This is a genomic window from Streptomyces flaveus (genome assembly GCF_014647675.1).
GTDB lineage: Bacteria > Actinomycetota > Actinomycetes > Streptomycetales > Streptomycetaceae > Streptomyces > Streptomyces flaveus.
The window spans coordinates 1-12612 of the sequence record NZ_BMPQ01000030.1 but is presented as its reverse complement, the minus strand read 5'-3'; the positions used below and the strand labels follow the sequence as shown (position 1 = coordinate 12612).

Annotated in this window: 9 protein-coding genes and 1 pseudogene; 4 read left to right on the top strand and 6 right to left on the bottom strand. The window is 67.3% G+C overall.

The annotated features are described in order from the left end of the window. Positions 1 to 27 precede the first annotated feature (27 nt). The gene (locus tag IEZ21_RS37470) at positions 28 to 1338 is read right to left on the bottom strand and encodes an ABC transporter substrate-binding protein (protein ID WP_246568535.1); all 1311 of its coding nucleotides are present in this window, start codon (positions 1336 to 1338) and stop codon (positions 28 to 30) included. Between the two features lie 246 nt (positions 1339 to 1584). On the opposite strand from IEZ21_RS37470, the pseudogene IEZ21_RS49165 reads away from it, so the two are divergent. Further along, a pseudogene (locus IEZ21_RS49165) lies at positions 1585 to 2713 on the top strand (IS630 family transposase). 8 nt (positions 2714 to 2721) lie between these two features. On the opposite strand, the gene IEZ21_RS37455 reads toward IEZ21_RS49165, so the two are convergent. Further along, positions 2722 to 3117 (bottom strand): hypothetical protein, encoded by a 396-nt coding sequence (locus tag IEZ21_RS37455; protein WP_189326293.1) that lies wholly within the window; start codon positions 3115 to 3117, stop codon positions 2722 to 2724. Positions 3118 to 3866: 749 nt separating this feature from the next. Then, the gene (locus tag IEZ21_RS37450) at positions 3867 to 4841 is read right to left on the bottom strand and encodes a hypothetical protein (RefSeq protein WP_189326292.1); all 975 of its coding nucleotides are present in this window, start codon (positions 4839 to 4841) and stop codon (positions 3867 to 3869) included. 712 nt (positions 4842 to 5553) lie between these two features. Here IEZ21_RS37450 and IEZ21_RS37445 point away from each other — a divergent pair. Both IEZ21_RS37445 and IEZ21_RS37440 read left to right on the top strand, forming a co-directional pair. Continuing rightward, positions 5554 to 5904, top strand: coding sequence for a MarR family winged helix-turn-helix transcriptional regulator (locus tag IEZ21_RS37445; RefSeq protein WP_189326291.1), 351 nt, complete (start codon positions 5554 to 5556; stop codon positions 5902 to 5904). 230 nt (positions 5905 to 6134) lie between these two features. Beyond that, positions 6135 to 6443 (top strand): hypothetical protein, encoded by a 309-nt coding sequence (locus IEZ21_RS37440; RefSeq protein ID WP_189326290.1) that lies wholly within the window; start codon positions 6135 to 6137, stop codon positions 6441 to 6443. 147 nt (positions 6444 to 6590) lie between these two features. Here IEZ21_RS37440 and IEZ21_RS37435 read toward each other — a convergent pair whose 3' ends face one another. The 3 genes from IEZ21_RS37435 to IEZ21_RS37425 form a co-directional block, all read right to left on the bottom strand. Then, complete coding sequence (locus IEZ21_RS37435; RefSeq protein WP_189326289.1) at positions 6591 to 7451, bottom strand: 3-hydroxybutyryl-CoA dehydrogenase; 861 nt, start codon at positions 7449 to 7451, stop codon at positions 6591 to 6593. Positions 7452 to 7501: 50 nt separating this feature from the next. Beyond that, entirely contained in the window at positions 7502 to 10732 is a 3231-nt protein-coding gene (icmF, locus tag IEZ21_RS37430) for a fused isobutyryl-CoA mutase/GTPase IcmF (RefSeq protein ID WP_189326288.1), read from the bottom strand. Between the two features lie 607 nt (positions 10733 to 11339). Further along, complete coding sequence (locus IEZ21_RS37425; RefSeq protein WP_189326287.1) at positions 11340 to 11804, bottom strand: MarR family winged helix-turn-helix transcriptional regulator; 465 nt, start codon at positions 11802 to 11804, stop codon at positions 11340 to 11342. Between the two features lie 121 nt (positions 11805 to 11925). On the opposite strand from IEZ21_RS37425, the gene IEZ21_RS37420 reads away from it, so the two are divergent. Then, positions 11926 to 12582 (top strand): hydrolase, encoded by a 657-nt coding sequence (locus tag IEZ21_RS37420; RefSeq protein WP_189326286.1) that lies wholly within the window; start codon positions 11926 to 11928, stop codon positions 12580 to 12582. Positions 12583 to 12612 lie beyond the last annotated feature (30 nt).

Genomic DNA, 12612 nt, shown 5'->3' with positions numbered 1-12612 from the left:
TGACGGAGTGGTGCGGGAGGAGGTGGTTCACGGGATCACACCCTCGGATCGCAGGGCAGCGTCGATCTGCTCCCTGATGGTGTCGATGGAGCTCTCCGGTTTGATCCCGGACGGCGGAGACAGCGTGTGGGAGACCGCGATCGACACGTTCTGGTAGGCCGGAGTGAGCGGGCGCACGCTCGCCGACTCCAGGGCGGCCAGCACTTCCCTGGAGAAGGGGTACTCCTTCATGAACGCGGGCTCGTCGTAGAGGGCGCGCAGGGTGGGCGGCAGGCCGCCCTCGAGGGCGGCGGTGAGCTGGTTCTCCCGGTTGCGCAGGCACAGGGCCGCTTCGAAGGCCAGGTCGGGGTGGCGCGAGTAGGCGCTCACGGCCAGATCGATGCCGCCGATGGTGGGTCGTGCCGGGCGGTTCGCGTCGACCCGGGGGTACGGCGCCCAGCGGAAGTTCTTGAACAGTGCGGGGTTGTTCGCCTTCATCGACGGATAGACGAACGGGTAGTTGAGCTCGAACGCCGCCACCCCCGACTCCATGGCGAGGCGGTTCTGGTCCTCCATCTGGTTGGGCAGGGAGGGGTCCGCGGCCGGGGACTTCGCCAGATCACGCATGATCCCGGCGGCCCGCGCGGCAGGAGGACCGAGGGAGGGCTCGGTCGCGCTCGCGTTGAGGATGGAGCCGCCCGCACTGTTGATCAGCGTGTTGAACCAGACGGTCAGGCCCTCGTACTGGGCGCCCTGGATCTCCACGAAGTGCGGTTTGCCCTGCCGGGCGAGGGCGCCGGCCATGTCCAGCATCTCGGCCCAGGTCCTGGGTGGGGTGGGCACCAGGTCCTTGCGATACCACAGCAGTTGGGTGTTGGTGTTGTACGGGACTGCGTACAGCTTGCCCTTCCAGGTCGAGGTCTGCAGCGGTACGCGCAGCGTGCCCTCGACAGCCTGCTGCTTCGCCGCCCCCGTCCATTCCCGGATCCAGCGCGCCTCGGCGAACTCCGCCGCCCAGGTGACGTCCAGGCCCAGGATGTCGAGCGAGTCGTCCTCGGCAGCGAGTCTGCGTACGAGCTGCTGGCGCTGGCCGTCCGCGGCACGCGGAAGCTTGTTGTAGCTGATCCTGTAGCGGCCGCCCGATGCCTGGGTGCACCGGTCGGCCGCCTTCTGCAGCGCACCGGAGTCGTCGGGGAAGTTGTACCAGTTGAGGATGGGTCTGTCGGAGCCCTCGTCACTGCCGCAAGCGGCGAGCACCGACGCCAGCAACGGCAGTACAGCGAACGCCCGCAGCCATCGCGTCCCTCTGGGACGTCCCTTCTGGCCCGAAACGGGCCGGCAGCCGCACCTCGCGTGCACGCGCTCCACACCTCGCTTCCGGACGGTGGCACGGGACTCGGACCTCGCAGCGCTTCCCTCCCGGCGAACACTAAAGACCATATAAGGCAAGATCAAGAACATATCGTACTTAATCACCCAATGCGGCCCCACTACTGGGGCCGACTCGGCGAACCTGCGGGCAGGGAAGGGGGACGATTACTCCGGTTGAACTCGTGGAGTCCGCGCGCCCGTGACGGTTCTTGATCGTTGCGGTACGGCGTCGTCATGCGGTACGCGCATGGGGGCGGGCTGACGCCCAGGGAGCAGGAGAAGCGGCAGAGGGTGCGTCTGGAGGCGGCTGAGCGGTTCGCTCGTGGGGGAGAAGACCGAGGCCGTTGCGAGGGAGCTGCGGGTGACGGCGCGGTCGGTGCGGCGCTGGCGGCGGGCGTGGGAGCAGGGCGGTGCCGATGCGTTGCGTTCGGCGGGGCCGGCGTCGGTGGAGCGGCTGAGTCCTGCGCAGTGGGGGCGGCTGGAGCGGGAGTTACGGCGCGGTCCGCTCGCGCACGGCTTCGGCCACGGGTTCCAGGGCTGGACGCTGAAGCGGGTCAAGCTGTTGATCGGTCGGATGTTCCACGTCGGCTACACGATCCGGGGCGTGTGGAAGTCCCCGGAGGGGGCAACCCCCAGCTGCGTCGGCACAGCTGGTCCGCCCAGGTTCCCGTGCGGCGGGCCTTGGAGCGCGACGGGGAGGCGATCGAGGTTTGGAAGGCCGAGGTGTGGCCGCAGGTAAAAGAACCGCGACCCACCTGGGCGCCCACATCTGCTTCGAGGACGAGACGGGCCAGGGGCTGAGGCCACCGAAGGGACGCACCTGGCGCCGCATGGGCAGCGGCCGGTGGTGCGGGTGCGCGGCCGCAACCGCGGTCGGGTCAACATCGCCGGAGTGGTCTGCTACCGGGCCGGACACCGGCCCCGGTTCTTCTTCAAGCTGCACATCTGGCACGGGCGCCGGGGCAAGCCGAAGGCGTTCTCCTGGCGCCAGTACCGCGATCTGATCGTCATGACTCACCTGCAGCTCGGCACCCCGGTGGTGTGGTGCTGGGACAATCTGAACGTGCACCTGGTCAGGGAGCTGGCGGACTTCGCCGAGGAGCACAAGGACTGGTTACGCATCTGCCAGATGCCCTCCTACGCTCCGGAGTTGAACCCGGCAGAGGGGATCTGGTCGCTCCTGAAGCGGCACCTGGCCGACTTCGCCGCGGCCGACCTCGCCCACCTGACCCGCGTGATCAAACGGAAGCTGAAGAAGATCCAGTACCGGCCCCACCTGATCGACGGTTGCCTGCCGCCCACCGGCCTGACCATGGACTACGACGCGATCAGATCATCGGACTCCACGGTTCAACCTGAGTAACCGACGAGTCAGGGCAGGAAATCCGCAAGCTCAGCCCGCGTCTGCGCGGAGAGACGGTCGGGGTCCAGCTCACCGAGGGTGATCCGCAGGGTCTCCGGCCTCATCAAGGGAACCGCGGCGGTGAGGAGTTCCTCACCGCCATAGAGAGGTTCCACCAGCTGGAAGTACACGGCGGCACTGACGGATTCGGTGGAGTTCAGGAGGAGGGTCTCCGTGAATTCGGCACAGCGACTGAGCAGTCCGGCGTCCTGTTCTCTCGCCTGGAGCGCCGGGCGGACCACGCCCCAGAAGACGACCTCGCGCAGGAAGTCATAGAGGTCGAACCACTCCACGTTCCCGGTCACGGCCCGTTCGGCGGGAAGTCCCGACATTTTCTCGATGCCGGCCCGGGACTCCGGGACCATGCGCAGCAATAGTCCGGGAATCTGACGCCTACCGATTTTCGGCATGGCACACCTCACCTTGCTCACTCACTCGCACCAGGTACTCATCCATCCACCAGGGTCACTTTGCGTAACCGCACCTCGGGTACGCACACGGCCTGTACTGCCAGGTCGGCTCCATCGGTGCGGCGTCGCGCCCTGGCCGGTACGTCTCCCGCGGTCCCCAGGTCCACCCACCATCCCAGGAGACCCGCAGCGTGACGTAGGGAGTCACCCCCGGCGCCCGTGCCAGATGCAGCTTGAAGAAGAACCGGGGCCGGTTTCTCCTGCTCCCTGGGCGTCAGCCCGCTCCCATGCGCGTACCGCATGGCGACGCCGTACCGCAACGATCAAGAACCGTCACGGGCGCGCGGACTCCACGAGTTCAACCTGAGTATGCGCCGGCCACCTCAGTATGAAATGGCGCTGCTACGAGCTTGTGCACGGCTGGCGGTGAGACGGCGAGGTAGTCTTCACGTCTTCGCCGAGTCCCTCCAGGCAATCGACCACGGCATCAAGTTACGGCGTTCCGGTAATCGCCGAATGGGCGTTGAGACTGGCCTCCGCATGGTTCAGGGTCATGCCCCCTGTGGTGGTGTAGCCGGTCAGCCCTCGAGCCGACAGGGGAGGGTGGGGGTGTCGGTGGTGGGGGCGTCGCGGTAGACGACGTCGGTCCGGCGCTTGATCTCTCGGCGACTCGCTGGCGCTACCCGGTATGACGCCATCTGCCATCATCGGGCCCCCGGCGTGATTTCGACGCGTATGTCGTCGGTTTCTCGGATTACATAAGTCGAGTCAGTGTCATGCTGCCAGCCCACAGCGACGGCCTGATAGCGCCCGCCGCGCTCGATGATGAGCCTCAGCCCCGTATACCGGTAGCGGTAGTGCACCTGCTCTCCGAGATCTTTCACCTGCAGTCCGCGGCCGGTCATGCTCAGTCGGTCGGTGCTGAAGACGACGATCGCCGTCCTGCTGACCAAATGATCTGCGCTGCGCTCAGCATCGCGCAGACCCGACTGATGCGCAGCCAGCGCGACAGCCCAGAGCAGGCACAGGCATGCTGCCGTGAGCGGTGCGCCCCGTGCACGGATGCCGCTTGGGCAGCGGCCGTTGTTCGCAGCGGGCGACTGCCCCAAAAGGATGCCGGTGGCCAAGAGAACGGGCACCAGCCATTGGTACGGCTGAATTCGGCCCCAACTGAACAACATGATGACGGCCACGCACAGCACGAGCAGATGGAAACGGGCCGCCCGCCGTACGACTCGTCGGCACTGGCCAATCAAGGTGGGTGGCAGAAGAGGCAGAACTGACCGGCTGAGCAATTGCGGGTCACGCAGCACGACCACAGTCACCACAGCGGTCAACACCACGGGAGCGGTCACCAGCCGCAGGCTACGCATGACGAACTCCGGGAAGCTCAGGCCCAGAGCCAGCACATCGATGCGGAAATACTCGAAGAACGCCCGGGTATGCACCGCGCCGGCATAGAACAACAGCGCCGCAGCGAGCGACAAGAGCGTCGCCCAATCGGCGGTGTAACCGGCCGCCGGATGCTGAGCATTGGGCGGCTCTGTGCTGCGAGGGGCGGAATCGCGCCGCAAGATCCGCCTGAGACGTCGCCGGGCACCGGCACGCCGCAGACGTCGTTCGCCCTCCGGCGTGGACGCTCGGGCGCGGGGAGCGGGAAAGGAGCGAGCGTTGCTCATGATGTCGGCGTCAGAGTTGACTGTGTCTCAGGTGGTGCCATGGATGTGGAACTACACGGACGCGGGCGGCTGCTGGAGGAAGGGCCCTGAGACTCGGATGCGGTCTGACAGTTGGTCTCAGGGCCCGGCCTCGACGCTGATGGTTCTGGGTCTGGCACCAGCACGGGGGTGGGTTTCGGGCTCGGAACCCGCGTCGGCTCGGGTACGGGTTCGACGGGGTCTCCGCCGAGAGGCGGTGGCGTGCTCGGCTCACCTGTCGGCTTCGAAGGCGTCCCCGTCGGAGCGGCGCTGTTCAGGGGCGTGCTCGAGGCGCTGTGCCTGCCGTGCCTGGTGCGTCCGCCCGGCGGGGCACTGGGACTGGTGGTGGGTGAGTCAGTCGGCGGTGCACCCAGAGGAGCACGGGGCGCGTCCAGACCAGACTCATGAGCGGACGTGGAAGAGCAGCCTGCAGACGAGCCGACCGAGGCGGCCACCACTAACACAAGGCACCCCAGCCTCAGATGCCGAGAACGCATGCGCCCCATCTACCGTTGCACCGGCCCTTTCAGACGTTACTTGTGGTGCGCCACTACACAATGTGACCAAGCTCAGGGCCCAGAAGTCTGCCGCAGATACTGGCATCCGCACAGGCATAGATCATTAATGATGATCTCTGGCGCTGACTGTTCTTGGGTGTGCGATCCAGGCGGAACTCCGGCAGGCGCTGGCCGAATTGGGGCTCAAGTTCAGCCACGCCCATGTGCTGGGACTGCTGGCCGAACGCGAGCGCCTGAGCCAGCAGGCGTTGCTGGAGGAACTGAAAGTCGACCCCAGTGTGCTGGTCACGGTACGCAACGGCCTCGAGAACAACGGGCTGGTGGCCCGCCGTCGCGATCCCGCCGACCGACGCCGCCATGTCGTCGAGATCTCCGACCGCGGGACCGCACTGGTCGTCCGGGCCGACCGCGCCGTAGGCGCCGCCGAGGCGAAGCTGTTCGCCGGCCTCGAGGAGCAGGAGCTGACGGAGCTGCGGCGACTGCTGCACCGGATCAAGACCGGGGATGCCGGCGCCTGTGAGGAGTGATGCCCTCGGGGGACCGACGCGGATGTGAGACCGACGATGGCCTGTGACGGATCGCAGACCGTGAGGATGGACCTGCACCGCAGCCGCTCGTGTGCTGGTGCGATGTCCGGTGGGGTAGGTGTTGGTGTCCGGCTCGGCCTCGACCCGCACCCCGGTCCTGGCCCGCGTCGCAGCGATGGTCCTGACGACCACTTCTCGACCGGTGATATCAGCGCCGGCAGCACCTGGGAGTGCGCGCACAACTGGTCATCCTCGCCTGCGAGGACCGACTCCTGCTCCCATGTGAGCAACTGCGGCTCATCGGTTCCGGGACGCAGGAGTGGACTGTCGTCGTCAGCACTCTCCTGGGCTGGGCGACGCCACCGGCCTTCTGGACCTCGCCGGCACCGCGCCGACAGGCCGCCATCGACGAGCAGGCGGACGCCGTTGAAGTAGGCCGCCGCGTCACCGGCCAGGAACACAGCCGCATGCCCCGGCGCCGCACCGGCTCGGCGGCGACGAGCGGCCAAGCGGGCCAGGACCGCGGACGGCTCCCGTGATCCCACCAACAGCAGAATGAGCGAAGTCTGGCGCCCCTCACTACAGACAGAGCGAGGGACAATGCCACGACGCCTCCTACACCTGTCGAAACCGCCGGGTAGCTATTAGTGATCAGCCGAGCCGGTAAGAACATCTCAGCACTGGGTTCAGGCGTCGTAGATGTAGAAGCCGCGTCCGTTCTTGCGGCCGAGGTGGCCGGCGGCGACCATGCGGCGCAGCAGGGCGGGGGGTGCGTACAGGGGCTCCTTGAACTCCTCATACATGGACTCGGCCACCGCCTGGGCGGTGTCGAGGCCGATCAGGTCGAGCAGGCGGAGCGGGCCCATGGGATGGGCGCAGCCGAGTTCCATGCCCTGGTCGATGTCGTCGGGGCGTGCGGCACCGGACTCCACCATGCGGACCGCGCTGAGCAGGTAGGGCACGAGGAGCGCATTGACGACGAAGCCGGAGCGGTCGGGCGCCTGGATTGCCTGCTTGCCCAGCAGCTCGGCGAAGTCACGGGTGCGCTGCACGGTGGCGGGCGAGGTGATGAGCGCGGGGATGACCTCGACCAGCCGCTGCACGGGGACAGGATTGAAGAAGTGCATGCCGATGACCCGACCGGGTCGCTCGGTGGCGACGGCGAGGTCGACGATGGGGATGGAGGACGTGTTGGTCGCCAGGACGGCCTCGGAGTCCTCAACCGCCTTGTCCAGGGCGCGCAGCACGTCGGTCTTGATGTCGCGGTTCTCGGCGACGGCCTCGACGACGAACTGGCGGTCGGCCATCTCGCTGAGATCGTGGGTGAAGGAGATCCTGGCCAGGGCCTGGTCCCGCTGCTCCTCGGTGAGCTTGCCGCGCCGCACGCCTCGGTCGAGGGAGGCGGTGATACGGCGGCGGCCTGCCGCTACGGCGTCGGGTGTGGCTTCGGCGACGCGGACGCCGAGGCCGTGGCGGGCGGCGACTTCGGCGATGCCGGAGCCCATGAGGCCACAGCCCACGACGCCGAGACGGGTGATGGGTTCCACTTGAAGTCCTATCTGTACGGGAAGGCGCGCATGGCTGCCGGTGGGTGAGGTCAGACGTTGCGGCGGTACTGGCCGCCGACTTCGAAGAAGGCGTCGGTGATCTGCTGGAGCGAGCAGACGCGGGCGGCGTCCATGAGTACGGCGAAGACGTTGCGGCCCTCCATCGCCGCTTCCCTGAGGGCGGCGAGGGCGGTGTGCGCCTCGTCCCGGTGGCCGGTCTGGTAGGTGCGTACGCGCCCCAGCTGGGACTGCTTCTCCTGCTCGGTGGCGCGGGCGAGTTCGATGGGGCCGGGTTCGGTGGTGTCGGCGTGCGGGTTGCGGAAGGTGTTGACGCCGATGAGGGGCAGCGTTCCGTCGTGCTTGCGCTGCTCGTAGAGCATCGACTCGTCCTGGATGCGGCCGCGCTGGTACCCGGTCTCCATGGCGCCGAGCACACCACCGCGCTCGCTGATCCGCTCGAACTCCTGGAGGACGGCCTCTTCGACGAGGTCGGTGAGTTCGTCGATGATGAACGACCCCTGCAGGGGGTTCTCGTTCATTGCCAGGCCCCACTCCCGGTTGATGATCAGCTGGATGGCCAGGGCTCGGCGGACGGAGTCCTCGGTGGGAGTGGTGACAGCCTCGTCGTAGGCGTTGGTGTGCAGGCTGTTGCAGTTGTCGTAGATGGCGATGAGGGCTTGCAGGGTGGTGCGGATGTCGTTGAAGTCCATCTCCTGGGCGTGCAGGGAGCGTCCGGAGGTCTGCACGTGGTACTTCAGTTTCTGGCTGCGCTCATTCGCCCCGTAGCGGTCCCGCATCGCGATGGCCCAGATGCGGCGGGCGACCCGGCCGAGGACGGAGTACTCGGGGTCCATGCCGTTGGAGAAGAAGAACGACAGGTTGGGCGCGAAGTCGTCTATGCCCATGCCCCGGGCGAGGTAGGCCTCCACGTAGGTGAAGCCATTGGCGAGGGTGAAGGCGAGCTGGCTGATGGGGTTCGCGCCGGCCTCGGCGATGTGGTAGCCGGAGATGGATACCGAGTAGAAGTTGCGGACCTTCTGGGCGATGAACCACTCCTGGATGTCGGCCATCATTCGCAAGGAGAACTCGGTGGAGAACAGGCAGGTGTTCTGGCCCTGGTCCTCCTTGAGGATGTCGGCCTGCACCGTGCCGCGGACGTTGGCCAGCGCGTGCGCCCGCAGCTCCGCCGCCTCCTCGGGCGACGGGTCACGGCCCTCGGCGGCCCGGAACTTCTCGAGCTGCTGGTCCATCGCGGTGTTGAGGAAGAACGCCAGGATCGTCGGCGCGGGCCCGTTGATCGTCATCGACACCGAGGTGGTGGGCGCGACCAGGTCGAAGCCGTCGTAGAGCGCCTTCATGTCCTCCAGGGTGGCCACCGACACGCCGGAGGTGCCGACCTTGCCGTAGATGTCGGGGCGTTCGTCCGGGTCGCGGCCGTAGAGGGTGACGGAGTCGAAGGCCGTGGACAGCCGGGTGGCGGGCTGCCCCTGGGAGAGCAGCTTGAAACGCCGGTTGGTGCGGAACGGGTCGCCCTCCCCCGCGAACATCCGCGCCGGGTCCTCGCCGTCCCGCTTGAAGGGGAACACTCCGGCGGTGAAAGGGAAGTGGCCCGGCAGATTCTCACGGCGCCAGAACCGGACCAGCTCTCCGTGGTCGGTGAAGCGGGGCAGGGCGACCCGCGGGATGCGGTTCCCGGAGAGGGACTCGCGGGTCAGCTTGGTGCGGATCTCCTTGTCCCGGACCTTCACCACCTGCTCGTCGCCGGAATAGGAGGCCACGATCGCAGGCCACTTCTGGATCTGCTCACCGACCCCGTGCGGGAGCTGCCTGCGGGCGTCGTCGAGCAACGACTCGACGTTCTGGGCGTCGGAGCCGGCCTCGGCGAGTTCGTCCCGTACGGCTTCCAGACGCTGCACACGCCGGGCCGCCTCGGAGAGCTGGTCGGTGTCGGTGTGGTAGTCGCGGACGGTGTCGGTGATCTCGGCGAGATAGCGCACCCGGTCCGCCGGGACGACCTGGCGGATGCCGGAGGAGTGGCGTACGTCGACGGGCGCCAGCGCGCCCTCGGACAGCTGGAGCACCTGCTCGGCGAGGGACGACTTCAGGTGCTGGTAGAGGGCGGTGACACCGTCGTCGTTGAAGGTGGCCGCCGAGGTGCCGTACACCGGCATGTCCTCGGGCCGCTTGTCGAACGCCTCACGATTACGGACCAGTTGGCGGGCCACATCGCGCATGGCGTCCTTGGCACCGCGCCGCTCGAACTTGTTGATCGCCACCACATCGGCGAAGTCGAGCATGTCGATCTTCTCCAGCTGCGAGGCGGCACCGAACTCCGGCGTCATCACGTACAGCGACGTGTCGACGAACGGCACGATCGCCGCGTCGCCCTGCCCGATACCCGGCGTCTCCACGATCACCAGGTCGAACCCGGCGGCCTTCACGACGTCGATCACGTCGGACAGGTGCTCGGGGAGCTCGCGGCTGCCACGGGTGGCCAGGCTGCGGAAGAACACCCGGTTGCCGTCGAGGGAGTTCATCCGGATCCGGTCACCGAGCAGCGCGCCACCGCCCCTGCGCCGGGTCGGGTCGACCGCGATCACCGCGATCCGCAACTTGTCCTGCTGGTCCACCCGCAAACGGCGCACCAACTCGTCGGTGAGGGACGACTTTCCAGAACCGCCGGTACCGGTGATGCCCAGCACCGGCACGGGCCGCGTCGCCGCCGAGGTACGCAGCCGCTCCATGAAGTCCGGCGCCAGCTTGCCCAGTTCGGCACCGGTGATGGCGCGGGCGACGGCGAACCGGTCGCCCGCGAGGACAGCAGAGGCATCCGCCGGCTTGCCGTCCCACAGGTCGAAGTCGCAGTCCTTCACCACCGAGTTGACCATCCCGGCCAGGCCCAACCGCTGACCGTCCTCCGGGGAGAAGATCGTCACGCCACTCCCCCGCAGCCGGGCGATCTCCTCGGGCACGATGACACCGCCCCCGCCGCCGACGACGCGGACGTGGTCCGCGCCCTGCGCACGCAGCGACTCGACCAGGTACTCGAAGTACTCCACGTGCCCGCCCTGGTACGACGACACGGCCACGCCGTGCGCGTCCTCCTCCAGTGTCGCGTCCACGACCTCCTGCACCGACCGGTTGTGCCCCAGATGGATCACCTCGGCACCCTGGGACTGAAATATCCGCCGCATGATGTTGATCGACGCGTCATGCCCGTCGAACAGGGCCGAAGCGGTGACCAGGCGAACGGGGTGCACGGGGCGATGCAGTTCAGGCATGGGGGCCTTCCCGGACAGGGCAGGGGGACGGTGACCCCAGAGATACTAGGACGTCCTAGTAAATGACAAGAGGTGATCGCGGTGTGACATATCCCGCGTGGACAATGGTGCGGGGGCCCTGTGCGGCGAGACGTACCTCCAGCACGGCTGCCGCCTGAGCGCCCCGCCATGCGGTTGCGATGGAAAGCGCGTGGCCGTGCGCTTGCCGACCACCAGGATTGGGTGAATGCCCGCACACGGGTCAACGCGAGTGGAGGCACTGCCGATGGCGCCCTTCCCGTCGGGAAGTGCCACCTTCAGGCGCATGTCGTTCATCGGACCCGACAGCGACGCGTTGGACAGGCCGCTCGAGCCGAGCGTGACCTCGTAGCCGTACTCGTAAACCGGGACCGTCGGTCGGACCCGGCCGCAACGCGTTCGCGCCTGCGAGGGTCTGAACCGTCTCACCGGGAGCGGCGGAGGCCGCGTGAACACCGCTGCGGCGGCGATAGTGGGAGGGCATGGCGGGAATCACCGTGAACCCAGAGTGATATGACAGATCAACTATTGATGCGTCAATCACCCACTCAACGCCCCACCCGGGGCGGCGGGCCGGTGCGTTACGACATCAGGGACGATCCGCCTCCAGCCGACCCAGGATGCGCTCACAAAGCACGGTGAGCATGTCGAGTTCTTCGGGGCTGAGGGGGTCGATGACCAGCCGGCGCACGGTGGCAACGTGCCGGGGGGCGGCCGTCTCGATGGCCGCACAGCCACCAGGGGTGACGACCACGTGGGCGCCCCGCCCACCCTTGGGGCACTCCTCCCGGGTCACCAGGCCGCGTTTGGCCATGCGGCGAAGATGGTGGGACATACGGCTCCACTCCCACTGCACCGTGCTGGCCAGGTCCTGGAAGTGCAGCCCGTCGGGTCCGTCAGTGAGGGCCACAAGGACGACGTAGTCCGTGATGGACAGGTTCCCGCAGTCCTGCAATGCACGCGCCAATACACCAGGGAGCCCCTGATGGACGCCGACGACGGCGCGCCAGGCGCGCTGTCCGGGTGGAGTGAGCCAGCGTGTTTTTACCTTCACGCAAACCAACTTTAACCGGTAGTTGACGCATCATCAATGATGCGTAATAGTTGAAACATCAACCGAACGCGGCGCACCAAGTACCAAGTACCTACGCGTTCGACGCACTGGAGGAGATCCCGTGAGCGAGTCCCCGAAGACCGGTCTGGACGACCTGCTGACCCCCGAGGAGAGCGTCCTGGTGCTGATCGACCACCAGCCGTTCCAGTTCGCCAACCTGCACAGCCACGAGCCGACGATGATCGTCAACAACGTCGTCGGGCTGGCCAAGACCGCCAAGGCATACGGCGTCCCGACGATCCTGACCACCGTCATGGAAGAGCGCGGCGGCCTCATCATCCAGGGCCTCCAGGATGTCTTCCCCGACCAGAAGCCGATCAACAGAACGACCCTCAACTCCTGGGAGGACCAGCGCGTGGTGGACGCCGTCAAGGCGACCGGGCGCAAGAAGCTGATCATCGCCGGCCTGTACACCGAAATCTGCGTGGCCTTCCCCGCCCTGCAGGCGGCCGGCGAGGGCTACGACGTCTACGTCGTCACCGACGCCTCCGGGGGCGTGTCGGCCGAGGCCCACGACATGGCCGTACGCCGCATGGTCCAGGCAGGCATCACCCCGATCACATGGATGGCCGTCCTCGCCGAGTTGCAGCGCGACTGGGCCCGCACGGACCTCGTCGCGCCCGAAGACCTGGCGACCCTCATGGGGTACTCCGGCGGCACCGGTGTGGCGTTCGCCTGGGAGATGCAACTCCTCAACACTGAACCGCTCCGGGTCTGATGGAGGCTCGATTCCCTGAGAGGATCGAGT